Annotated in this window: 19 protein-coding genes; 2 read left to right on the top strand and 17 right to left on the bottom strand. The window is 71.9% G+C overall.

Going from position 1 to position 23,225, the window contains the following annotated elements:
• Positions 1-132: 132 nt before the first annotated feature.
• A complete protein-coding gene (locus tag J8M51_RS20390) occupies positions 133-1,134 on the bottom strand; it encodes a 2-hydroxyacid dehydrogenase (RefSeq protein WP_179202824.1) in 1,002 nt (333 codons plus the stop codon).
• Positions 1,135-1,210: 76 nt separating this feature from the next.
• Between J8M51_RS20390 and J8M51_RS20385 the strand changes: the two genes are divergently transcribed.
• Entirely contained in the window at positions 1,211-2,209 is a 999-nt protein-coding gene (locus J8M51_RS20385) for an aldo/keto reductase (RefSeq protein ID WP_086751153.1), read from the top strand.
• Between the two features lie 148 nt (positions 2,210-2,357).
• Positions 2,358-3,527, top strand: a complete 1,170-nt coding sequence (locus J8M51_RS20380; protein WP_086751151.1) for a PQQ-dependent sugar dehydrogenase — start codon at positions 2,358-2,360, stop codon at positions 3,525-3,527.
• 9 nt (positions 3,528-3,536) lie between these two features.
• Here the strand turns inward: J8M51_RS20380 and J8M51_RS20375 are convergent, their stop codons facing one another.
• The 16 genes from J8M51_RS20375 to J8M51_RS20300 form a co-directional block, all read right to left on the bottom strand.
• The gene (locus tag J8M51_RS20375) at positions 3,537-3,815 is read right to left on the bottom strand and encodes a type II toxin-antitoxin system RelE family toxin (RefSeq protein ID WP_086751149.1); all 279 of its coding nucleotides are present in this window, start codon (positions 3,813-3,815) and stop codon (positions 3,537-3,539) included.
• A gap of 13 nt (positions 3,816-3,828) precedes the next feature.
• Positions 3,829-6,912, bottom strand: coding sequence for a helix-turn-helix transcriptional regulator (locus J8M51_RS20370; protein ID WP_086751147.1), 3,084 nt, complete (start codon positions 6,910-6,912; stop codon positions 3,829-3,831).
• Between the two features lie 74 nt (positions 6,913-6,986).
• Entirely contained in the window at positions 6,987-7,202 is a 216-nt protein-coding gene (locus J8M51_RS20365) for a hypothetical protein (RefSeq protein WP_086751145.1), read from the bottom strand.
• 205 nt (positions 7,203-7,407) lie between these two features.
• A complete protein-coding gene (locus J8M51_RS20360; protein ID WP_086751143.1) occupies positions 7,408-8,046 on the bottom strand; it encodes a hypothetical protein in 639 nt (212 codons plus the stop codon).
• Positions 8,047-8,081: 35 nt separating this feature from the next.
• On the bottom strand, positions 8,082-8,657 hold the full coding sequence (locus J8M51_RS20355) for a GNAT family N-acetyltransferase (protein WP_086751141.1): 576 nt from the start codon (positions 8,655-8,657) through the stop codon (positions 8,082-8,084).
• Complete coding sequence (locus tag J8M51_RS20350) at positions 8,635-10,872, bottom strand: MMPL family transporter (protein WP_086751139.1); 2,238 nt, start codon at positions 10,870-10,872, stop codon at positions 8,635-8,637. Before J8M51_RS20350 ends, J8M51_RS20355 begins: the two co-directional genes overlap by 23 nt.
• Before the next feature lie 224 nt (positions 10,873-11,096).
• Complete coding sequence (gene gatB / locus J8M51_RS20345) at positions 11,097-12,611, bottom strand: Asp-tRNA(Asn)/Glu-tRNA(Gln) amidotransferase subunit GatB (protein WP_086751137.1); 1,515 nt, start codon at positions 12,609-12,611, stop codon at positions 11,097-11,099.
• Between the two features lie 16 nt (positions 12,612-12,627).
• Positions 12,628-12,870, bottom strand: a complete 243-nt coding sequence (locus J8M51_RS20340; RefSeq protein ID WP_086751135.1) for a hypothetical protein — start codon at positions 12,868-12,870, stop codon at positions 12,628-12,630.
• Positions 12,867-14,363, bottom strand: coding sequence for an Asp-tRNA(Asn)/Glu-tRNA(Gln) amidotransferase subunit GatA (gene gatA, locus J8M51_RS20335; RefSeq protein ID WP_086751134.1), 1,497 nt, complete (start codon positions 14,361-14,363; stop codon positions 12,867-12,869). Before gatA ends, J8M51_RS20340 begins: the two co-directional genes overlap by 4 nt.
• A 7-nt stretch (positions 14,364-14,370) precedes the next feature.
• On the bottom strand, positions 14,371-14,667 hold the full coding sequence (gene gatC, locus J8M51_RS20330) for an Asp-tRNA(Asn)/Glu-tRNA(Gln) amidotransferase subunit GatC (RefSeq protein ID WP_005480000.1): 297 nt from the start codon (positions 14,665-14,667) through the stop codon (positions 14,371-14,373).
• Between the two features lie 312 nt (positions 14,668-14,979).
• On the bottom strand, positions 14,980-17,364 hold the full coding sequence (locus J8M51_RS20325) for a putative bifunctional diguanylate cyclase/phosphodiesterase (RefSeq protein ID WP_086751132.1): 2,385 nt from the start codon (positions 17,362-17,364) through the stop codon (positions 14,980-14,982).
• A 228-nt stretch (positions 17,365-17,592) separates the two neighbouring features.
• Positions 17,593-19,830, bottom strand: coding sequence for an NAD-dependent DNA ligase LigA (ligA, locus tag J8M51_RS20320; protein ID WP_398856530.1), 2,238 nt, complete (start codon positions 19,828-19,830; stop codon positions 17,593-17,595).
• A 15-nt stretch (positions 19,831-19,845) separates the two neighbouring features.
• A complete protein-coding gene (locus J8M51_RS20315) occupies positions 19,846-20,871 on the bottom strand; it encodes a methionine synthase (RefSeq protein WP_086751130.1) in 1,026 nt (341 codons plus the stop codon).
• 182 nt (positions 20,872-21,053) lie between these two features.
• On the bottom strand, positions 21,054-21,743 hold the full coding sequence (locus tag J8M51_RS20310; protein ID WP_086751128.1) for an SDR family oxidoreductase: 690 nt from the start codon (positions 21,741-21,743) through the stop codon (positions 21,054-21,056).
• 47 nt (positions 21,744-21,790) lie between these two features.
• Positions 21,791-22,330 (bottom strand): LOG family protein, encoded by a 540-nt coding sequence (locus J8M51_RS20305; protein ID WP_086751126.1) that lies wholly within the window; start codon positions 22,328-22,330, stop codon positions 21,791-21,793.
• 9 nt (positions 22,331-22,339) lie between these two features.
• Entirely contained in the window at positions 22,340-23,206 is an 867-nt protein-coding gene (locus J8M51_RS20300) for a class I SAM-dependent methyltransferase (protein WP_256963983.1), read from the bottom strand.
• Positions 23,207-23,225 lie beyond the last annotated feature (19 nt).

Raw genomic sequence — 23,225 nt, 5'->3', positions numbered from 1 at the left:
CGGCGCAGCCCCTGTCGGGACGATACACCAGTCTCGTCACTCAGGGACATAGTTCCTCTACGCTCAGTGACCACCTCTGGCAACACGAGCACGGTCCGCTTCCGAAGGAACGCGGAGGGTGCCCGAAGTGGATTACGCGTCGTCCGTCTCGCCCGTCGTAAGGACCACGTTGCGCAGGGGCTCCCGGTTCACGAATCGCCCCAACTGGTCCACCAGCAGCCTTTTGGCACGCGGCAGGAAGGCCGACGTGGGGCCGCCGACGTGAGGGCTGATGAGCACGCCGGGCGCGCGCCAGAGCGGGTGCCCCGGCGGCAGCGGCTCGGGGTCGGTGACGTCGAGTGCGGCGGTGATGCGCCCGGCGTCCAGTTCCGCCAGCAGCGCCTTGGTGTCGACGACGCCTCCGCGGGCAACATTCACCAAGAGGGCGCCGTCCTTCATATGGGCCAGGAAATCGGCGCCGACCAGGCCTTTCGTCTGTTCTGTGAGCGGAGTGGACAGGATCACGACGTCGGCCTGCGGCAGCAGGGAGGGCAGTTCGGTGAACGAATGCACCGGTCCGCGCGCCGTGGTGCGCTCAGAGCGCGCGACGCGCGCCACCCGCGCCACCTCGAAGGGCACGAGCCGGTCCTCGATGGCGGCGCCGATCGCGCCGTAGCCGACGATCAGGACGGACCTGTCGGCGAGCGCGGGCCGGAAGTCGCCCTGCCAGTGCTCCTGTTGCTGGGCCCGTACGAAGTCGGGGACGCCGCGCAGCGAGGCGAGGGTCAGGGTGAGCGCGAGTTCGGCGGTGCTGGCCTCGTGCACTCCGCGCGCGTTGCACAGCCGCACCCCGGGGGCGAGTGCGGACAGCCGGCCCAGGACGTCGTCGACGCCCGCCGTGAGGGTCTGGACGACTTGCAGGCTGCGCATGGACTCCAGCGGGGCCACGGTCATCGACCGGCTCTTCATGTAGGGGACCACGTACAGGACACAGTCCGCGGGATCACCGGGATAGGGCTGGGTGCCGTCCTCGCCCCCGTCCCAGAAGAGGTAGGTGGGGCCCTGCGGGAGCCCCTCGATCTCGTCCGGCGGGATGGAGAGCCACACCTCACCGGTCACGTCCGCGGTCGGGTCGCCAGTCGCGTCAGCAGTCATGCTCCGGAGGCTATGTCAGGTACGCGGTACGGCAGAGGTTAGGTTGGGGGTTCGGGAGAGGGAGGGTCACGACCAGGTGGAGCGCAGGACGATCGGCGCGGCGACGCTCGAGGTGGGGGCCGTAGGACTCGGGTGCATGCCGATGAGCTGGGCGTACACCGGGTCGCGGCAACGGGGCGACGAGTCGATGCGGACCGTGCACCGGGCGCTCGATCTCGGCACCACGCTGCTGGACACGGCCGACATGTACGGCCCCTTCACCAACGAGCTGCTGGTGGGCCGGGTGCTGAAGGAGCGGCGCGCGGAGGCCTTCGTCTCCACCAAGGTGGGGCTGCTGGTGGGCGAGCAGCACATCGTGGCCAACGGCCGCCCCGGCTATGTACGGCGGGCCTGTGACGCCTCGCTGCGCCGGCTCCAGACCGATGTCATCGACCTCTACCAGCTGCACCGGGCGGATCCCGAGGTCCCCGTCGAGGAGACGTGGGGCGCGATGGCGGAGCTGGTGCAGGCCGGGAAGGTACGGGCGTTGGGCCTCTGCGCGGTGGGCGCGCGGGCCGGGCGACGGCCGGGCGCGGGCATGTACGACACCACGCTCCGCCAGCTCCAGCGGGTCCAGCAGGTCTTCCCGGTGAGCGCCGTGCAGGCCGAGCTGTCGGTCTGGTCGCGGGAGGCGCTGGGCTCCCTCCTCCCCTGGTGTGTGGCCCGCGGAATCGGTTTTCTCGCCGCCATGCCCCTGGGGAACGGTTTCCTCACCGGGACCCTGACTCCGGGCGGGGGCTTCGAGCCCGACGACCTCCGCGCCCGTCATCCCCGTTTCACCTCCGAGATGATGGCCGCCAACCAGCCCCTCGTCGTCGGGCTGCGCCGGATCGCCGCCCGGCACGGGGCTGCGGTGACCCCGGCCCAGGTCGCCCTGGCCTGGATCCTGTCCCTCGGCCCGCAGGTGGTCCCGGTGCCGGGCGCCAAGCAGGCGCGGTGGGTGACGGAGAACGCGGCGGCCCACGCGCTACGGCTCACGGCCGGGGATCTGGCGGAGGTGGCGGGGCTGCCGCCGGCGCGGGGATCCTGGGACTGAGGGCGGTCCCGGACCGAGGGGACGGCGGCCGGCGGCATCGACGGCGGGCCGCCTCTTCGGCGGAAATTCCTCGTGATCGGGCGGAGGCGGAACTTGTGGGGCACCCGCGGTGTAAGACAAGGAGAAGTTCCACGCCGAAGGGATCGTGATGGTGCAACGTCGAGTGGTGACGGCCGTGTTGGCCGCAGCCGTGCTTCTGGTGACGACCGGCTGCTCCTCCGACGACGGGGAGGGTACGGACGCGGCCGGCAGCTCACCCCCGAGCAGCAGCAGTGCCGGGTCGTCCCCGCCCGACCGGGGGACGGCGGACCCGGTGCCCCCCGCGAAGGGCTCGGTGAAGGTGGTCCGCACCGTCGCCGAGGGCCTCGACACCCCCTGGGGCCTCGCGGCCCTCCCCGAGGGCGGACTGCTGGTGTCGTCCCGTGACGGGGCCACGATCAGCAGAATCGACGAGGAGTCCGGCAAGAAGACCGTGCTCGGTGAGGTCCCCGGTGTCGCCCCGGCGGGCGAGGGCGGACTGATGGGTATCGCGGTCTCCCCGGAGTACGCCTCGGACCACATGATCTACGCGTACTTCACCTCGGAGTCCGACAACCGGATCGTACGGATGCTGTACGACCCCGAGAAGCCCGCGGGCGAGCAGCTCGGCGCCCCCGACACCGTCCTGCGGGGCATCCCCAAGGGCACCAACCACAACGGCGGCCGTCTCGCCTTCGGCCCCGACAAGATGCTGTACGCGAGCACGGGCGAGCGGTACGAAGGCCCCCTCGCCCAGGACAAGGACTCCCTCGGCGGCAAGATCCTCCGGATGACCCCGGACGGCGAGCCGGCCCCGGGCAACCCCTTCGACGACTCCGTCGTGTACTCGTACGGCCACCGCAACGTCCAGGGTCTGGCCTGGGACGGCAAACAGCGGCTGTGGGCCTCGGAGTTCGGCCAGAACACCTGGGACGAGCTGAACCTCATCGAGCCCGGCGGGAACTACGGCTGGCCCGAGGTCGAGGGCAAGGAGGGCAGGTCCGGTTTCATCGACCCGGTGGCCGTCTGGACCACGGACGAGGCCTCCCCCAGTGGCATCGCCATCGCGGAGGGCTCGGTGTGGATGGCGGGCCTCAGGGGGCAGCGCCTGTGGCGCGTCCCGCTCGACGGCACCGAAACCGCAGCCGACCCCGAGGCCTTCCTGGAGGGCGACCACGGCCGCCTCCGTACGGTCCTCTCCGCCGGCGGTGACAAGCTCTGGCTGGTCACCAGCGAGACGGACGGCCGGGGCAGCCCGGAGAAGGGCGACGACAAGATCCTGGAGCTGAGGGTGACGTAGCCGGCCGGGTCACTCGTCGTCGATCAGCGACCGGTCGAGGATCGCCACCGACACCAGGATCAGGAACGCTCGGTGGATCATGTAGCCGACGGTCAGTCCTGGGGCCACGGACACCACGCGGATGTCCTCACCGCTCACGGCCTGGGACACCGGAGTGAAGGGGTCCTCGGCCAGCTTGTGAAGCCCCCGCTCCAAAAGCTTGCGCCTGTCCTCGGGCAGCGCGTCCCTCTGTGCGGCAGCCCGCTCCGTGAACTCGATCTGGTACGACACGGCTCCTCCGGGATTCATGGCCCTGCCTCCACTATCCCGCGACGAGCCGTTCCCCCTCCCCCGCCGGAGACAGGCCGACCCGATGCGCCACCGCCGCCGCCTCGCCCCGGCCGGAGACGCCGAGCTTGGCGAGGATGTTGGAGACGTGCACGCTGGCGGTCTTGGGGGAGATGAAGAGTGCCTCGGCTATCTGGCGGTTGGTGCGGCCGGCGGCGACCAGGCGGAGCACGTCGTGTTCGCGGTCGGTGAGGCCGAGTGCGGCGACCGGGTCGGCCGGGGCGAGGGCGGGCTCGGGGGCGCGGTTCAGCCCGAGGCGGGCGCGGCGGGCGAGCTGGGTGACCTCGTCGGCGAGCGGGCGGGCGCCGAGGTGGTCGGCGACGGCGGCGGCCAGCCGCAGCAGCTCGGTCGCGCGGTCCCGGGCCTCGTCGTCGGGGCCGCCCGACAGCAGTGCCTCGGCGAGGCGGTGCCGGACGCGGGCGAGGTCGTAGGGCCGGTCCAGGGGCTCGAAGGCGGTGACGACGTCGGACCAGGTGTCCGGGGCCATCACGCCCTCGGCGCGCTGGAGTTCGGCGCGGACCCAGTGTTCGTGGGCGAGCCAGATCGGTGCGCCGGTGGTGAGGCTCTTGGCCACGGTGAGGATCCGGTCGAGGATCTCGGCGCGACCGGGCCCGGCGATCGGCAGGGCGCGGGCGTCGGCCTCGGCGGTGACGGCGGCGAGCAGCAGGGGCCAGGCGTAGCGCTGGGTGCCGACGGGGAAGCCGGTGTCGAGGACGTGGGCCAGTTCGGCGCGGGCGTCGGGGAGGCGGCCGTCGGCGGCGGCGACGCCGATGGTGAGGGTGGACAGGGGCAGGTCGTTCTGCGGCATGGGGTTGTGGCGGCCGTAGAGGTCGCGGGCGGTGGCGAGCTGGTGCCGGGCCTCGGCGAGGTCGCCCCGGGCGAGCGCGACGGTGCCGGTGCACAGGGCGCTGAGGCCGCCCGGCTTGGGGCTCGGTCCGGTGGCCCGGCCCTGCCTGGCGGCTTCCCTCGCCTCGTCCCAGCGGCCCAGGGAGATCAGCGACTCGGCGAGGTTGCACCAGATCCAGGACTCGGACGTCGACAGGCCCCTGCTCCGGATGACCTCGACGCCCTCGCGCAGCATCTGCACCGCTTCCTGCGAGCGGCCGACGCTCTCCAGACAGGATGGGACGTTCACATAGGCGCGTCCCGTGACGGCGGCGGGGCCGCGCTCCAGGGTGCGGCGGCGGGCGTCCTCCATCTCCGCGATGCCCGCCTCGACGTCACCGGCTTCGACGAGCAGACCGCCGAGGGTGATGCGGGCGTTCAGTTCGATGTCCTCGGCGCCCACCATGCGCGCGTACTCGACGGCGCGCTGGGCGTCACTGAGCGCGTCGGGGCCGGGGGCGTGGAGCATGGACCAGCAGGCGACGCGGGAGAGGACCTCGGCGTGCACCTCGGAGGGCGGCAGGCCGCGGACGAGTTCCTGGGCGGTGGCGAGTTCCTTCCAGCCGTCGCCCCGGGACAGGCCTTCGGTCAGCAGGGAGCGCTGGACCCAGAACCAGGCGGCGCGCAGCGGGCTGCTGCCGTCGGCGAGCCGGTCGAGGGCCCGGCGGGTGATCCTGAGGGCCCGCTCCCGCTCCCCGCACAGCCGTCCCGCGACCGCCGCCTCGGCCATCAGGTCGAGATAGCGCAGCGGATGGGTGCCGGGGGCGCAGCCGCAGGGCGGGTAGACCTCGGTGTAGTCGACGGGGCGCAGCGTGGCGCGGACGGCGTCGGGGACGGCGTCCCACAGCTCCATCGCCCGCTCCAGGAGGCGTAGTTGCTCGGCGTGGGCGTGCCGGGAGCGGGCCTCGGCGGAGGCGACGAGGACGGCGGGCAGGGCCTTGGCGGCGTCATGGGCGTGGTACCAGTAGCTGGCCAGTCGGGTGGCTCGGCCGTCGGCGGGGACGAGGGTGGGCTCGGCCTCCAGGGCCTCGGCGTAGCGGCGGTTGAGGCGGGAGCGTTCGCCGGGGAGCAGGTCGTCGCCGACGGCCTCGCGGACCAGGGAGTGACGGAAGCGGTAGCCGTCGCCGCTGGGTGCGGCGAGCAGGATGTTGGCGCCGACGGCGGCCCGCAGGGCGGCGATGAGGTCGTCCTCGGGGAGCCGGGCCACGGCCGCGAGCAGGGCGTACTCCACGGTGGAGCCGCCCTCGGCGACGATGCGGACGACCCGCTGGGCGTCCTCGGAGAGCCGCTCGACCCGGACGAGGAGCAGATCGCGCAGGGTGTCGGTGAGGCCGGGGCAGCCGCCGTCATGGGCGGCCACGGCGAGTTCCTCGACGAAGAAGGCGTTGCCGTCGGAGCGGTCGAAGATCTCGTCCACGCGCTCCGGCGCGGGTTCGGCGGCGAGGATGCCGGCGAGCTGGCGGCCGACCTCGGCGTGGTTGAAGCGGGGCAGTTCGACGCGGCGGACCGTGCGGAGCCGGTCGAGTTCGGCGAGGAGGGGGCGCAGCGGGTGGCGGCGGTGGATGTCGTCGGAGCGGTAGGTGGCGAGGACGACGAGGCGGCCGGTGCGCAGCGTGCGCAGGAGGTAGGAGAGGAGGTGGCGGGTGGAGGCGTCGGCCCAGTGCAGATCCTCCAGGACGAGGACGATCGTGCGGTCGGCGGCGAGGCGCTCCAGCAGGCGGGCGGTGAGTTCGAAGAGGCGGGCGGTGCCCTCCTCGTCGTGGCGTCCGGTCTCGGCCTGGCCCAACTCGGGGAGCAGCCGGGCCAGTTCCTGTTCCTGTCCGGCGGACGCGGCGGCCAGTTCGTCGGGCAGCCGGCGGCGCAGGGCGCGCAGCGCGGTGGAGAAGGGGGCGAAGGGCAGGCCGTCGGCGCCGATCTCGACGCAGCCGCCGAGGGCGACGACCGCGCCCCCGCGCGCGGCCTCACCGGTGAACTCCTCGACCAGACGGGTCTTGCCGACCCCGGCCTCCCCGCCGAGCAGCAGCGCCTGCGGCCCGTCGGCCGCTCCCCCGTTCTCCGTCCCGCGCGCGGTGCCTCCGCCGGCGCGGGTCAACGCCTCACGCAACACCTCCAGTTCGCCGACTCGACCGACGAACACCGGACTGACGGACCTGGTCTCCACATCGCCGAGCATCGCACGACCCTCGGACACCGCGGCACCGATTATCCGCAGTGCCCGGGGAGCCGGACCCGTCGCCGGCCCCGCGCTCACGCGGCGCGGGGGAAGCGGAGGCGGCGCAGGCGTTCGCCGAGGACCCGCCCCTCGGCGTCCTTGTCGCCCCCTCCCGACGCGGACCTCCGTGCGGTCCTGGAGTCGTGTGCGGCCTCGCGGCGGGCGCGGCGGGCCTCGCGGACCTGACGGTAGTGCTCCGCCTCACGGATCAGTTCGGCGGAACGGATCTGGTGCAGCTCGTGCTCGAACATCTCGTAACCCCTGGTGAAGAGTCGGTCTCGGATCGCGTTGTCGCGATGCCTCAACCTTCGTCCGCCAGGGGGGTCCGCCACATCGGGAGAGTTCCGCATCTTCACACGTGGGAGGGGCCTTAGGCCCGCCGTAGGGATGCCCACGGCGGGCCTAAGGCCCCTCAGAAGCCGCGTCCGCCGCCCTGTCCGGGGCGGGGCGGGTGCGTCAGGTGCTCGGCAGTGCCAGCAGGAGGTCGGAGTACTTCAGGGCGGCGAGCACCAGCCCGATGAAGCCGACCGCGACACCCGCCCAGGCCACCGACTTGATCCACGGTGCCTGCACCTGGTCGGGGTCGCCGAACGCGGGCCGCACCAGCACGGCGACACCGACGAGCAGGCCGACGAGCGCGAAGACGCCGCCCCAGAGCGCGTTGGCCTGCCAGGCGTCGCCGTAGACGGCCTGGAGCTGGGTGGCGACGGTCGCGTTCGTCGCGGCCTGCATCTCGATCTGGCCGGTGATCTCCTGGCGCGCGGAGGCGACCGTGCCGACCCAGCCGCCGGTCAGCGAGACCAGGCCCAGCACCACGGACACGATGCCGGCGGCACCCTGCCCCACACCCGGCGTCGCCTTCGCGGCGGCCGGCGGGAACTCCTCGTCGAACTCCCCGGCCTCGCCGGGGTCGTCGGCGGCGTCACCGGAGCCGTCGGCCTCGGCCGCGCCACCGGCGTCCGCCACGGCTTCCGTCGTGGCGCCCTCCTCGGCGGCGTCCCCCTTGGTGAGGTCGGTGCCCTTCACCGACTCGTCGTCGTTCCTGGCCTCGGCGCCCGTGTCGGCCCCGGTCTCGTCAGCTGTCTTGGTTCCCATACCTCGCACCGTACGAATGTTGTCTGAGAGGTTTCTTAACGCTCGCTGTGACCGCCGCGAGCGCGTGCCGCACGCCATTCGGGCGCCAGGACGGACCATATCTCCACGTCGTGCCGGACACCCCGGTGGGGATATCTCTCGCGCTGCACACCGTCCCTGACCATGCCGAGCCGCCGGGCCACGTCGAGGCTCGGTGTGTTGCCGGAGGCCGCGATCCACTCGACGCGGTGGACGGCGCGGACGTCGACGGCCCAGTCGATGAGGATCCGCATCGCGCGGGTGACGAGCCCCCGTCCGGTGGCGGCGGGCTCCAGCCAGCAGCCGACCTCGCAGTTGGCGTTCTCCGCGTCGAAGTTGAGGAAGAGGACCCCGCCGACGAGCTTGCCGTCGAGCCAGATGCCGTGCAGGGAGCCGGTGTCGGCGGCGCGCATGTCGGCGTACCGCTGGAGGACCGCGCGGGCCCCGTCGGCGTCCGTGGCGGACTGGCCGAAGGGGACGTACTGGTTGATGAAGTCCCGCCCCCGCTCCAGGTGCGCGAGGAACTCCTCGGCGTACCAGGGTTCCAGCGGCCGCAGTTCGGCCCCGTCGTCACCCAGGGATATCGCGTACATCCTTCGGCCGCTCCTGTTCCCGTTCCAGCTCTTCCACCACGACGTCCGCGAGCCTCTCATGGGCGGCGCGGGACTCGGGCGGTTCGATGCTGATCCGGGGCATCCGGCGGTCGAGCCAGCGGGGCAGCCACCAGTTGGCGCCGCCGAGCAGATGCATCAGGGCGGGGACGAGGAGCGTACGCAGGACGAAGGCGTCCAGGGCGACGGCGGCGGCCAGCGCGATGCCGAACATGGCGATCACCCGGTCGCCGCTGAGCACGAAGGCGAGGAAGACGGAGATCATGATGACCGCCGCGGAGTTGATCACCCGGCTGGTCTCGGCGAGGCCGACGCGGACCGCGCGCCGGTTGTCGCCGGTCTCCAGCCACTCCTCGTACATCCGGCTGACCAGGAAGACCTGGTAGTCCATGGAGAGGCCGAAGAGGACCGAGACCATGATCACGGGGAGGAAGGGTTCGATCGGCCCGGCGCGGCCGAGGCCCAGCAGCTCGCTCCCCCAGCCCCACTGGAAGATCGCGACGACGACACCGAACGCGGCGGCGACGGCGGCCACGTTCATCGCGGCGGCCTTGAGCGGTATCCCGATGGACCGGAAGGCGAGCAGGAGCAGCAGACAGCCGAGCCCGATGACGACGCCGACGAACAGCGGCAGCTTGCCGACGATGACGTCCGCGAAGTCGTCGTAACCGGCGGTCACGCCACCGACGTGCAGATCGAGCGAGGTGTCCGTCTCGGCGCGCGGCAGTACCTCGTCGCGCAGCCGTTCGACCAGCTCGCTGGTCCTCGCGGACTGCGGGGAGGAGTCGGGTACGACGGTGAGGTAGGCGGTGTCGCCGCCGGTGTTGTACGTCACCGGGGTCACCGTCGAGACGCCCTCGGTGGTCCGGAGCGTGGTGTCGAGGTTGTCGAGGGCGAGCTTGTCTGCGGCGCCGTCGACCTTGGTGACGAGGGTGAGGGGGCCGTTCACCCCGGGCCCGAAGCCCTCCGCGAGGAGGTCGTAGGCCTGGCGGGTGGTCGTCGCCCTGGGGTCGTTGCCCTGGTCGGAGGTGCCGAGGCGCAGTCCGAGGGTGGGCAGGGCGAGCAGGGTCATGACGACGAGGGCGATCGCGCCGAGCTTCTTGGGGTGCCGCTCCACGAAGGCGGACCAGCGGGCGGCGAAGCCGGTGGGCAGCTCGGGTTCGGGGCCGTGCTCGGCGAGACGGCGGCGTTCGCGGCGGCTCAGCGCGCGCATGCCGATGAACGACAGCAGGGCGGGCAGCAGCGTCACGGACGCGGCGACGGTGAGGACCACGGTGAGCGAGGCGGCTATCGCGACGCCGTTGAGGAAGCCGAGCCGCAGGATCAGCATGCCGAGCAGGGCTATGCAGACCGTGGCACCGGCGAAGACGACGGCCCGTCCGGTGGTCGCGACGGCGCCCCGCGCGGCCTCCTCGACGGACAGGCCCCGTTTCAGACCGCGCCGGTGCCGGGTCACGATGAACAGCGCGTAGTCGATGCCGACACCGAGACCGATCAGGGTGCCCAGCATCGGCGCGAAGTCGGCGACCGTCATGGCGTGCCCGAGCAGGGTGATCCCCGCGTAGGCGGTGCCCACGCTGACCAGGGCGGTCGCGATCGGCAGCAGGCTGGCGGCGAGCGAGCCGAACGCCAGGAAGAGGACCACGGCGGCGACGAGCACGCCGACGATCTCGGCGAGATGCCCGCCGGAGGACTCGGTGAGCCCGATCGAGGTGCCGCCCAGCTCCACCTGGAGCGCCTTGCTCCCGGCGGCCTTCGCGGTGTCGACGACGGCCTCGGCCTGCGCCTTGTCGACGTCCTCGGCCGGCCGGTCGAAGGTGACGGTGGCGTACGCGGTACGGCCGTCCTGGCTGATCCGGCCGCCGTCGGCGCCGTCGTACGGGTCGGTCACGGCGGCGACGCCCGGCAGGTCGGCGATCTCGTCGAGGGTCCGGGTCATCGTCTGCTCGACGGCGGCGGCCCGGACGGACCCGTCGTCGGTGTGCCAGACGACGGTGGCGCTGTCGCCGCCGACGCCGGGGAAGCCCTCGTTCAGGAGGTCGGTGGCGCGGCTGGACTCGGTTCCGGGGGTCTTGTAGTCGTTCGAGTACGCGGCTCCCGCGACGGTCGCGCCGGCAGCCGTGCCGGCGAAGGCGAGAAGCCACAGAAGGACGGCGACAAGACGGTGCCGGACACACCAGCGCGCGAGGGCTGCCACGGATCGTGCTCCTGGGGAGGGGAGACATGAACAATTCCCGGCAACTGTTGCACCACAATGTGATCGTTTGGCCCCTTTGAGGGTCTCCTCACATGGGATGGGAGGCACCTCACAGGACAAACGGCGGCACTCTGTCGCCCCGTGTCACCGCGGTGACACGCCTGAGGGCGGCTCATCGCGGGGATGTGCCGCCCTCAGGGGTACGCGGGAAGCCGCTGTCGCGTTCAGCCCTCGCCGACGCCCAGCTTCTCCAGGATCAGCTCCTTGACGCGGGCCGCGTCCGCCTGACCGCGCGTGGCCTTCATGACCGCGCCGACCAGGGCACCGGCCGCGGCGACCTTGCCGCCGCGGATCTTGTCGGCGATGCCCGGGTTGCCGGCGATCGCCTCCTCGACGGCCGTGGTCAGGGCGCCCTCGTCGGAGACGACCTTCAGACCGCGCTTGTCGACGACCTCGTCCGGGGTGCCCTCGCCCGCGAGGACGCCCTCGATGACCTGACGGGCCAGCTTGTCGTTCAGATCGCCGTTCGTCACCAGCGCGGTGACCCGGGCGACCTGCTCCGGCGTGATCGCCAGCTCGTCGAGCGCCTTGCCCGACTCGTTGGCGCTGCGGGCCAGCTCGCCCATCCACCACTTGCGGGCGGAGGCGGCGTCCGCCCCGGCCTCGATGGTGGCGACGATGAGGTCCAGCGCGCCGGCGTTGGTGATCGACTGCATGTCGGTGGCGCCGATGCCCCACTCGTCGAGCAGCCGGTTGCGGCGGACCCGCGGCAGCTCCGGAAGCCCTGCCCGCAGTTCCTCGACCCACTCGCGGGAGGGGGCCACCGGCACGAGGTCCGGCTCGGGGAAGTACCGGTAGTCCTCGGCCTCCTCCTTCACGCGGCCCGAGGTCGTGGACCCCGTGTCCTCGTGGAAGTGCCGGGTCTCCTGGATGATCGTCCCGCCGCCGTCGAGAACGGCCGCGTGCCGCTGGATCTCGAAGCGGGCGGCGCGCTCGACGCTGCGCAGCGAGTTCACGTTCTTGGTCTCGGAGCGCGTGCCGAACTTCTCACGGCCGTGCGGGCGCAGCGACAGGTTCACGTCGCAGCGCATCTGGCCCATCTCCATGCGGGCCTCCGAGACGCCGAGCGCCTTGATGACCTCGCGCAGCTCACGGACGTACGCCTTGGCGACCTCGGGAGCGCGCTCGCCCGCGCCCTCGATCGGCTTGGTGACGATCTCGATGAGGGGGATGCCCGCGCGGTTGTAGTCGAGCAGCGAGTGCGAGGCACCGTGGATTCGGCCCGTCGCACCGCCGACGTGCGTCGACTTGCCGGTGTCCTCCTCCATGTGGGCGCGCTCGATCTCCACACGGAAGATCTCGCCGTCCTCCAGTTGGACGTCGAGGTAGCCGTTGAAGGCGATCGGCTCGTCGTACTGGGAGGTCTGGAAGTTCTTCGGCATGTCCGGATAGAAGTAGTTCTTCCGGGCGAAGCGGCACCACTCGGCGATCTCGCAGTTGAGCGCGAGACCGATCTTGATCGCCGACTCGACGCCGATCGCGTTGACGACCGGGAGCGCGCCGGGCAGGCCGAGGCAGGTGGGGCAGGTCTGCGTGTTGGCGCCCTGACCGAGTTCGGTCGAGCAGCCGCAGAACATCTTGGTCCTGGTGCCGAGTTCGACATGGACCTCGAGGCCCATGACGGGGTCGTACGACGCCAGCGCGTCCTCGTACGACACCAGGTCGGTCGTGGTGGTCACGGTGGAAACTTCCCTCTCAGCCCAGCAGGACGTCGTCGTCGCCCAGCCGCTTCAGTTCGCGGTACAGGATGGCGAGACCGGTGACGATGCCGACGGCGGCCACGGACGCGTCGATCAGCCGGAGCGTGTCCTGTTCGGCGCGGGCCTTCTTGATCCGCTTGGCGATGCCCCACGCGCCGAAGGCGGTGGAGGCGATGGACACGTACGTACCGGACTTGGACTTCTGGAAGTCCTTGGCCTTGGACAGCGCGTTGCTCACAGCGACGGAGCCTCCTCGAGAAGCGGGTGGCCCCACTTTTCCACGAAGGCGGCCTCGACGGCGGCGCCGACCTTGTAAAGACGGTCGTCCTTGAGCGCCGGGGCGATGATCTGCAGTCCGACGGGCAGCCCGTCCTCCGGCGCGAGGCCGCAGGGCAGGGACATCGCGGCGTTGCCCGCGAGGTTGGTCGGGATGGTGCAGAGGTCCGCCAGGTACATCGCCATCGGGTCGTCGGCGCGCTCGCCGATCGGGAAGGCGGTGGTGGGCGTGGTCGGCGACACGATGACGTCGACCTGCTCGAACGACTTCTCGAAGTCCCGGGTGATGAGCGTCCGGACCTTCTGGGCGCTGCCGTAGTACGCGTCGTAGTAGCCGGAGCTGAGCGCGTACGTGCCGAGCATGATGCGGCGCTTGACCTCGGGGCCGAAGCCCTCCTCACGGGTGAGGGAGGTGACGGCCTCGGCGGAGTTGGTGCCGTCGTCGCCGGTCCGCAGGCCGTAGCGCAGTCCGTCGAAGCGGGCGAGGTTGCTCGAACACTCGCTCGGCGCGATCAGGTAGTACGCGGCCAGCGCCAGGTCGAACGACGGGCAGTCCAGCTCGACGATCTCGGCGCCCAGTTCCTTGAGGAGGGCCACGGACTCGTCGAACCGCTGGACGACACCGGCCTGGTAGCCCTCGCCGCGGAACTGCTTGACCACACCGACGCGCATCCCGGCGACGCTGCCGTTGCGCGCGGCCTCGACGACCGGCGGGACCGGCGCGTCGATGGAGGTGGAGTCGAGCGGGTCGTGCCCGGCGATCACCTCGTGCAGCAGCGCCGCGTCCAGGACCGTACGGGCGCAGGGCCCGCCCTGGTCGAGGGAGGAGGAGAAGGCGACCATGCCGTAGCGGGAGACCGCGCCGTACGTCGGCTTGACGCCGACCGTGCCGGTGACGGCGGCCGGCTGGCGGATGGAGCCGCCGGTGTCGGTGCCGATGGCCAGCGGCGCCTGGTAGGAGGCGAGCGAGGCGGAGGAACCGCCGCCGGAGCCGCCGGGGATACGGGTGAGGTCCCACGGGTTGCCGGTCGGGCCGTACGCGCTGTTCTCCGTCGACGACCCCATGGCGAACTCGTCCATGTTGGTCTTGCCGAGGATGACGACGTCCGCGTCCTTCAGCCGCTTGGTGAGGGTGGCGTCGTACGGCGGGATCCAGCCCTCCAGGATCTTCGAGCCCACGGTGGTCGGAATGCCGACCGTGGTGAAGATGTCCTTGAGCGCGAGCGGGACACCGGCGAGCGGGCCGAGCTTCTCGCCCCTGGCCTTCTTCTCGTCGACGGCACGGGCCTGGGCGAGGGCGCCCTCGCGGTCGACGTGCAGGAAGGCGTGCACCTTCTCGTCGACGGCCTCGATCCGGGCCAGGTGGGCCTCGGTGACCTGGACGGCGGTGAGTTCGCCGGCGGCGATCTTCGCGGCGATCTCGGCCGCGGTGAGCTTGATGATGCTGTCGGTCATGACGTGATCAGTCCTCCCCCAGGATCTGCGGCACCTTGAAACGCTGCTGCTCCTGGGCCGGGGCGGCGGAAAGCGCCTGCTCGGGGGTGAGCGAGGGACGGACCTCGTCCGCGCGCATGACGTTGGTCAGCGGCAGCGGGTGCGAGGTCGGCGGTACATCTTGGTCGGCGACCTCGCTGACGCGGGCGACCGCGCCGATGATGTCGTCCAGCTGGCCCGCGAAGTGCTCTAGCTCTTCGGGCTTCAGCTCCAGACGCGCCAGCCGGGCGAGGTGGGCGACCTCCTCGCGCGTAATGCCAGGCATGCAGCGATCCTCTGGGGTGAGTGTGTGTGGTTTGGCGCCAATCCTATGGGGCGCGCGGCGTCGGCCGCGCCGCTGGGCCGGGCGCCTGATGGCTCGGGGTGCACTGTAGTCGGGCGGGTGCGGGTGCATGGGGCTTCTCGCGCAGTTCCCCGCGCCCCTGAAAAGCAGAGGCTGCGCCCCGTGCTTCTCAGGCCCGCGCCACCGGTCGCCTTTCAGGGCCGCGGGGCCCTGGTGCTTCCAGGGGCGCGGGGAACTGCGCGAGAAGCCCCCACCGGACCCGCACCCGCAAGCGAACCCGCACCCCCCGAACCACTAGGCGCCCGGCTGCACATCCGCGGCGGCGGGCGGCAGCGCGGCGGTGGGCCGCTGCCACCCCCGTGACCCCCGAGCCCGCAGCCAGGCGGTCGCCTCCTCGGGAGGCATCGCCGCGGCGACGAGCCAGCCCTGGACGGCGTCGCACCCGAGGTCCCGCAGCCGCTCCCAGGTCTCGTCGTCCTCGACGCCCTCCGCGACGACGAGCAGCCCGAGCGAGTGCGCGAGATCGACCGTGCAGCGCACGATCTCCGCGTCCTCGTTGTCGATGGCGAGCCGGGCCACGAAGGACCGGTCGATCTTCAGCTCGCTGACCGGCAGTCGCCGCAGGTGGACCAGCGAGGAGTAACCGGTCCCGAAGTCGTCGAGGGACATCTTCACGCCGTGCCCGGTCAGTCCGGCGAGCGTGTCCGCGGCCCGCTGGGGGTCCTCCAGGAGCACGTGTTCCGTTATCTCCAGCTGGAGCGCCCCCGCCGGGACCCCGTGCCGGGCGAGCCGCGCGGCCACCGCGCCGGCGAAGCCGGGGGTGTGGACATCGCGCGGGGAGACATTGACGGCGACCGGGACGTGCAGCCCCTGTGCCCGCCAGCGCGCCACCTGTCCGAGCGCGGTCTCCAGGACGTACTCCGTGAGATGCGGCATCAGCCCGGAGGACTCGGCGATCGCTATGAACTCGTCCGGCGGCACCTTCCCCCGCTCGGGGTGCACCCAGCGCACCAGCGCCTCCAGACCGGCGACCTGGCCGTCGAAGCGGACCTTCGGCTGGTAGTGCAGCTCGACCTCGTGCGCGTCGAGCGCGCGCCGCAGATCGCCCAGCAGTCCGAGCCGGTCGGGGGTGTTGGAGTCCCGCTTGGACTCGTAGACCTCGACGCCCGTGCGGTCGCGCTTGGCCTGGTACATCGCCACGTCCGCCCGTCGCAGCAGCCCCTCCGCGTCGAGCGCGTGGTCGGGGAAGACGGCGAGCCCGGCGCTGGCCTCCAGGACGAGGGTGAGTCCGTCGAGGTCGAGCGGTGAGCCGAGGGCGGCGACGAGGTTGCGGGCGACCCGGGACGCGGACGTGGTGGAGTCGGCGACGGGCAGCAGGACGGCGAACTCGTCACCGCCGAGCCGCGCGGCCTCCGCTCCGCGCGGCAGGGCGACCCGCAGGCGATCGGCTATCTGCAACAGCAGCCGGTCGCCCGCGAGATGCCCCAGCGTGTCATTGACGGACCGGAAACGGTCGAGGTCGATCAGCATCAGTGCCGACCTCGCTCCGATGCGTTCGGCGTCGTCCAGGGCGGTCCAGGTGCGTTCCAGCAGCCACTGACGGTTCGGCAGTCCGGTGAGCGGGTCGCGCAGCTGCTCCTCGGCACGGGCGCGGGCTATCCACAGGGTGGAGTCGAGCGCGATGAGGGGGATGGCGAAGAGCGGCAGCAGCAGTGGCTGGGCGAGGGCGACGACGCAGACGAGCGGGGCGATGCCCAGCAGCGCGACGGCGACGAGGCCCTGTCTGACCAGGGCGGTGCGCGCGACCGTGGGCAGTCCGCCGCGCGGCGCCGCCAGGTACCACAGCAGGACGCGGCTGACCACGAGGTAGGCGATGGCGACCAGGGCCACCTGGGGCGCCGAGTAGAAGGTCCAGCTGTCGGGGTCCCAGGGCCGCTCCACCGAGGGGACGCGGCCGAACACCCTGAGGACGAGCGCGGCGGCGCCGATGCCGAGGATGTCGACCGCGCCGTGCAGCACGCCCTGCCGCCAGCGGCCCCGGCGGGCGACGCCGACGAGGACGACGACGGTGAGGCTGACCATCCCGGCGGCGACCCAGCCGTACAGCAGCAGGACGGCGAGGGTCAGGGCGGCGCCGGAGCCGGTGCCGCCCCACCAGCGGGCGCGGCCCATGGCGACGAGATGGCCGACGATGATGCCGGTGAGCAGGGCGAGGGACCAGCCGACCGCGCCGGCCGGGAAGAGCGCGTGCTGTCCGGTGAAGCCCCGGTAGAAGCCGGCGCCGAGGATGGCGCCGGCAAGGCCCACGATCACGGCGGGCAGTGCCGGCCAGGACATCTGCCGGTCTCCGTCGTGGCCGGGCAGTTCATGACCGCGGCTCGCGCCGAGCGCGCCGGTGAGGGAGGGAGCCCCGCCGGTGCCGGTCGCGGTGCCGGCGGTGAGCTGTGCCGGGCCGGGTACATGGGCGCCGTGCGCGCCGGCACGGCCCGGCGGCCGGGCCGCCCCGATCCTGGACTCCGCCTCCGTCGTCCGCCCGGGACCGCCCTCCCGGCCGGTCTGCTCCGGGCTTCCCTCGAACGGGCGTCCTCCCATGAGCAGGGAGCGTCCCCAGCGCCAGGCCCCGGCGACCCGGCGCAGGCGCAGCCGTGAGTCCGGGGCGACGCTCTCGGTCGGTTCCATTCCCGTCCCTCTCACAGCCGGCGGTGCCCACGCCACGCGGCCCGTTGCTCCCGACAACCCTCAACGGCACCGCGTCCGAGAACCCACCACGCGTCCGGGCACGGCAGGCGCACAACCTCAACAGTAGGCCGCACAGGGCTTCCACGGGCAGCGGTCGACGGCGGTTGCCCGAATGCGACCAGCCACCCGTATGCATCTGGTATGCGCCGAACGGGTGACCTTCAACCCCTACTCCTCGGCCGGCAGCGCGGCCTCCGCCGCCGCGTCCGGCCCCTGTTCGAGCAGTACGGCGAAGCCGTCCTCGTCCAGCACGGGCACCTTGAGCTGCATCGCCTTGTCGTACTTGGAGCCCGGGTTCTCGCCCACTACGACGAACGAGGTCTTCTTGGACACCGACCCGGTCACCTTGGCACCCCGGCTCTGCAGGGCCTCCTTGGCTCCGTCGCGGGTGTGGTGTTCGAGTGTGCCGGTGACGACGACCGTCAGTCCTTCGAGGGGCCTGGGGCCGTCGTCCTCGCCGGCGCCCACGTCCTCCAGGGGGACACCCGCGGCCTTCCACTTACGGATGATCTCGCGGTGCCACTCCTCGGCGAACCACTCCTTGAGCGCCGTCGCGACGATGGCGCCCACGCCGTCGACCGCCGTCAGCTCCTCCTCCGTGGCCTGCTCGATCCGCTCGATCGAACGGAACTCACGGGCCAGGGCCTGGGCGGCGACCGGGCCGACATGGCGGATGGAGAGGCCGTTGAGGAAGCGGGCGAGCGGACGGCTCTTGGCCTCCTCGATCTTCTGGAGCAGCGCGAGCGTGTTCTTCTTGGGCTCGCCCTTCTGGTTGGCGAAGACCGTGACGACCTTCGGCTCGCCCGTCCTGGGGTCGTGCTTGGGCAGACCGCTGTCCATGTCGAGGACGTATGCCTTGATGGGCAGGAGCTTCTCCACCGTGAGGTCGAAGAGGTCGCCCTCGTCGACGAGTGGCGGGTCGGCCGGTTCCAGGGGCCGGGTGAGGGCCGCGGCGGCGACCCCGCCGAAGTGCTCGATGTCCAGGCACTCCCGGCCCGCCAGATAGGCGACGCGCTCTCGCAACTGGGCAGGGCAGCTACGGGCGTTGGGGCACCTCAGATCGATGTCGCCCTCCTTCATCGCGCGCAGCGGTGTCCCGCACTCGGGGCACTCGGTCGGCATCACGAAGGGGCGCACCTCGTTGTCGTCGCGCAGGGTCACGACGGGGCCGAGGATCTCGGGGATGACGTCGCCGGCCTTGCGGATCACGACGGTGTCCCCGATGAGGACGTTCTTGGCCTTGACGACCTCCTGGTTGTGCAGGGTGGCGAACTCGACCTCCGAGCCCGCCACCGTGACCGGCTCGACCTGGGCGTACGGAGTGACCCGGCCGGTGCGGCCGACACCCACCTTGATGTCGATGAGCTTGGTGTTGACCTCCTCCGGCGCGTACTTGTACGCGATGGCCCAGCGGGGTGCGCGGGCCGTGGAGCCGAGGCGGCCCTGCAGCCGGATCTCGTCGAGCTTGACGACCGCGCCGTCGATCTCGTGCGCCACGGAGTGGCGGTGCTCGCCGTAGTGGGCGATGAACTCCCGTACGCCGTCGAGGTCGTCGACCACCCTGTTGTGCTCGGCGGTGGGCAGGCCCCAGGACTTCAGGAGGTCGTAGGCCTGGGAGAGGCGGGCGAAGCCGCCGTCGAAGCCCTCCAGGGCGCCGATGCCGTGGACCACCATGTGCAGCGGCAGGGTGGCCGTGACCTTGGGGTCCTTCTGGCGCAGTGAACCCGACGCGGAGTTGCGGGGGTTGGCGTACGGCTTCTCGCCGGCCGCCACGCGGCGTTCGTTGAGGCCCTGGAAGGCCTCCATCGGGAAGTAGACCTCGCCGCGGATCTCGACGAGCCCGGGGACGCGGTCGCCCTTCAGCCGGTGCGGGATCTCGGCGATCGTCATGACGTTGGGTGTGATGTCCTCGCCGACCTGGCCGGTGCCCCGGGTGGCCGCCCGGGTCAGTCTGCCGTCCTCGTACGTCAGGTTCACCGCGAGGCCGTCGATCTTCAGCTCGCACAGCAGGTGGTAGTCGGTGGTGCCGACGTCCTTGGCGACGCGCTCGGCCCAGGCGGCGAGGCCCTCGTCGTCGAAGACGTTGTCGAGGGAGAGCATGCGTTCGCGGTGCTCGACCTCGGCGAGACCGGTCTCGTACTCGACGGCGACCTTCTGCGTCGGTGAGTCCGGGGTGCGCAGCTCACCGTACTCGTCCTCCAACGCCTCCAGGGCGCGCATGAGTTCGTCGAACTCGGCGTCGCTGACGACCGGGTCGTCCTTCACGTAGTACCGGAAGCGGTGCTCCTCGATCTCCTCGGCGAGCCGCGCGTGCTTCTCGCGTGCCTCGGCGGGCGCCGTCCCCTCCGCGGGCACCGTCGCCTCGGTGGGTACCGATGTGGGCTGTGCGTCCTTGTCGCCGGCCACCGTGTTGTCCTCCCGTTACTCTGGGTTGTCCGCGAGGGATCTCGCCGCCTTGACGCAGTGGGCGAGCGCCCGGCGTGCGTACGCCGGGGAGACCCCCGCGAGCCCACACGTCGGAGTGACCGTGACCGCGTCCGCGAGAAGCCCCGGATGCAGCCCCAGCCTGCGCCACAGCGTCCTGACACCCATGACGCTACCGGCAGGGTCCGACAATGCCCCCTCCGTGGTCGGCACGACACCGGCCAGCAGCTTGGTGCCCCCCTCCACCGCTTCCCCGATCGTGTCATCGTCACGCTCAGTGAGCAAGGTGAAGTCGAAGGAGATCGCGGTGGCACCGGCTCGACGCAGGAGCGCGAAGGGTACGTCGGGGGCGCAGGAGTGCACGACGACCGCCCCTTGAGCGCCTTCGTGCGTGTGGACGCCGATGACGTCGCGGAGGGTGGCCTCGACGAGTTGGCGGTCGACGGCACGGTGGGTGCGGTAGCCGCTCGCGCTCTTCACCTGGCCCCGCAGGACGGCGATGAGGGAGGGTTCGTCGAGCTGCAGGACGAGTTGGGCCCGCGGGGCGCGGCGGCGGAGCTCGGCGAGGTGCTGGCGCAGGCCCTCGGCGAGGGACCCGGCGAGGTCGCGGCAGGCGCCGGGGTCGGAGAGGGCGGACTCGCCGTTCCTCAGCTCCAGGGCGGTGGCGAGGGTCCACGGTCCCACGGCCTGCACCTTCAGCGGGCCCGCGTAGTCCTGGGTGAACTCCTCCAGGGCGTCCAGGTCCTCGCCCAGCCACGACCTGGCCCGCTTGGTGTCGCGTCCGGGGTGGTCGCCGATGCGCCAGCCGCTGGGCTCCACGCGCGCGTACAGCTCGACCAGCAGGCCCGCGGTTCTGCCGATCATGTCGGCGCCGGGGCCTCTGGCGGGGAGTTCGGGGAGGTACGCCATGCCCGTCTCCGGCCACTCGAAGGTGCCGGTGACGGTCTTGGCGGCTTCTCGGGCGTCCCCGCCCGGCATGGACCCCACGCCGGTGGCGGGGCCGAAACTGAAGTCTTCGCTCACGACCCGAAGCCTACGGTTCCCTGGCGGGGGGCTTGGCCGGGGTGGGTGCGTTGTCGGGTGCGGGCCCGGTGGGGCTTCTCGCGCAGTTCCCCGCGCCCCTGAGAAGCAGGGGCTGCGCCCCCTGCTTCTCAGGCCCACGACCGGACCCGCAGCCGACGACGCGTCCCCGTCCGGCAGGGCCCTCACGCGCCCGGGCGGACCGTCAGGTCGTTCACCTCCGCGTCGCGGGGCAGGTCCAGCGCCATCAGGATCGTCGTGGCGACCGACTCGGGCGCGATCCACCGGGAGGGGTCGTACTCCTTGCCCTCCTGCTGGTGGACCTTCGCCTGCATGGGGCTGGCCGTCCGCCCGGGATAGACCGTGGTCACCCGCACCCCGTTCCCGTGCTCCTCCCACCGCAGCGAGTCCGCCAGCGCCTTCAGCCCGTGCTTCGACGCCGCGTAGGCGGACCAGTCCGCGTGGGCGTTGAGCCCCGCGCCGGAGTTGACGAACACCACATGCCCGCGCGCGGCGCGGAGTTGGGGCAGGAAGTGCCGGGTCAGCTCGGCGGGGGCGACGAGGTTGACGTTGAGCTGGTGCCGCCAGGCCTTCGGCGTCAGGTCGCCCACGGCCCCGAGGTCGACGACGCCCGCGATGTGCAGCAGGGAGTCGACGCGGTCCGGGAGCGTCTGGTGGGAGAAGGCCCAGGACAGCTTGTCCGGGTCCGCCAGGTCACCGACCAGCGTCCGCGCCCCCGGGAACTCCGCCGCCAGTTCCTTCGCCCGCCCCGCGTCGCGCGCGTGCAGGACGAGGTCGTCCCCGCGCTCGTGCAGCCGCCGGGCGACAGCCGCGCCGATGCCGGAACCCGCCCCGGTGATCAGATGAGTAGCCATGCCGTCATGCTCGCATCATCCGGGCCGGGCCCTCACCCGCGTCGGTCTCAGGCGATGCCCCGGCTCTCCTCCAGGTACGCCAGCGCGCCCACCGGCTCCTCCGCGAAGAAGACCAGGTCGGTGAGGGGGCGGGGCAGGAACCCCTCGTCCTCCATGCGCCGGAACTGCTCCTTCAGGCCGTCGTAGAAACCGGCGGTGTTCAGCAGCACCACCGGCATCTCGGTGTGGCCGTGCTTCTTCAGCTCCAGGATCTCGGTGGCCTCGTCGAGCGTGCCGGTCCCGCCGACCATGACGACGACCGCGTCCGCCTTCTCCAGGAGCAGTCGCTTGCGCTCGGCGAGGTCCCGGGCGACCACCATCTCGTCGGTGCCGGGCCGCGCCTTCGCCGACAGGAACTCGACGGAGACACCCAGCAGTCTGCCGCCCGCCTCCTGCACCCCGTCGGCGACCACCTTCATCAGCCCGACGTCCGAACCGCCCCACACCAGGGTGTGCCCGCCCTTGCCGATCAGCTCGGCGAACTCCTTGGCGGGGCGTGTGTAGCGGTCGTCGAGGTCGGCGGCGGAGAGGAAGACGCAGATGTTCATACGCCCACGTTAAGGGGCCCCACCGACATCGGACCCCTGCCCGCCGGCGGCGTCCTGCGCCACGGTCACCCGGATCTTGGACTGGCGGTGCGGCAGTTCCTCCCAGTCCTCCATGAGACGGGCGGACAGGCCGTGTTCACGGGCCAGGGAGACCAGGGTCTCGGTCCGGTAGTAGAAGTCCTCGTGCAGCACCTGGTGTTCGGGGCCCTCGGTACGGCCGAAGGTGAAGTCGAAGAAGCCGCCGGGGGCGAGGACCCGGCCGACGTGCGCGAGGCACTGCTCGATGACGTGCGGCGGCGAGTGGGAGAACACGCTGTGCGCGTGGACGACGTCGAAGTGCCCGGCGGGCAGGAAGGAGAACGTGAGGTCGGCGACGAGCGCGAGGTGAGGGAGTTTGGATTGCAGACCCTCTCGCGCGAGGGTGCGCTGGGCCTCCATGAGAATGGCCGGTGAGATGTCGACGCCGTAGTAGTTCCCGGCGTCCAGGTGGTCGATGAACAGGCGCCCGGCCCGCAGGTTCCCGCAGCCGATCTCCAGCATCCGGTGCCGCGGCTCCAGACCGTGCCGCAGCAGGTAGTCGAACTGCATCCGCCCGATGCGTTCCCACTTCTCCACCGACGGGTTGTGCCCGACGGCGGCCTCCGGGCTGCGCGCGGTGTCGGCGGCCATCACGGCCCGGTAGTACGCGATGTGATCCCGGTGCCGCAGCCGCAGCCAGGTGTCCCGGGCCACGCGGTGGGCGTGCGCGGGCACGCGCCGGGGATGGCGCAGCGCGTACCGCATCCGGTGACTGAGACTCCGACGGTCCCTCGACGGGTCCGGGGCCGGGCCCCGGGACGGGTTCCCCGCCTGTCCTGCCGGATCTGTGGCTGTCATGGCGACCTCCTACGTCCCC

The sequence above is a fragment of the Streptomyces griseiscabiei genome (genome assembly GCF_020010925.1).
GTDB lineage: Bacteria > Actinomycetota > Actinomycetes > Streptomycetales > Streptomycetaceae > Streptomyces > Streptomyces griseiscabiei.
Note: the sequence above shows the minus strand (reverse complement) of the source record. Positions and strands in the feature narration are given on the sequence as shown.

Coding starts and splice junctions, on each gene's coding strand:
- gatC (WP_005480000.1), bottom strand. CDS start 14,667: ATGCCTGGCATTACGCGCGAGGAGGTCGCCCACCTCGCCCGGCTGGCG.
- J8M51_RS20375 (WP_086751149.1), bottom strand. CDS start 3,815: ATGAATCCCGGAGGAGCCGTGTCGTACCAGATCGAGTTCACGGAGCGG.
- J8M51_RS20365 (WP_086751145.1), bottom strand. CDS start 7,202: ATGTTCGAGCACGAGCTGCACCAGATCCGTTCCGCCGAACTGATCCGT.
- J8M51_RS20300 (WP_256963983.1), bottom strand. CDS start 23,206: ATGACAGCCACAGATCCGGCAGGACAGGCGGGGAACCCGTCCCGGGGC.
- J8M51_RS20380 (WP_086751151.1), top strand. CDS start 2,358: ATGGTGCAACGTCGAGTGGTGACGGCCGTGTTGGCCGCAGCCGTGCTT.
- J8M51_RS20310 (WP_086751128.1), bottom strand. CDS start 21,743: ATGGCTACTCATCTGATCACCGGGGCGGGTTCCGGCATCGGCGCGGCT.
- J8M51_RS20355 (WP_086751141.1), bottom strand. CDS start 8,657: ATGTACGCGATATCCCTGGGTGACGACGGGGCCGAACTGCGGCCGCTG.
- J8M51_RS20325 (WP_086751132.1), bottom strand. CDS start 17,364: ATGGAACCGACCGAGAGCGTCGCCCCGGACTCACGGCTGCGCCTGCGC.
- gatA (WP_086751134.1), bottom strand. CDS start 14,363: ATGACCGACAGCATCATCAAGCTCACCGCGGCCGAGATCGCCGCGAAG.
- J8M51_RS20360 (WP_086751143.1), bottom strand. CDS start 8,046: ATGGGAACCAAGACAGCTGACGAGACCGGGGCCGACACGGGCGCCGAG.
- J8M51_RS20390 (WP_179202824.1), bottom strand. CDS start 1,134: ATGACTGCTGACGCGACTGGCGACCCGACCGCGGACGTGACCGGTGAG.
- J8M51_RS20305 (WP_086751126.1), bottom strand. CDS start 22,330: ATGAACATCTGCGTCTTCCTCTCCGCCGCCGACCTCGACGACCGCTAC.
- J8M51_RS20370 (WP_086751147.1), bottom strand. CDS start 6,912: ATGCTCGGCGATGTGGAGACCAGGTCCGTCAGTCCGGTGTTCGTCGGT.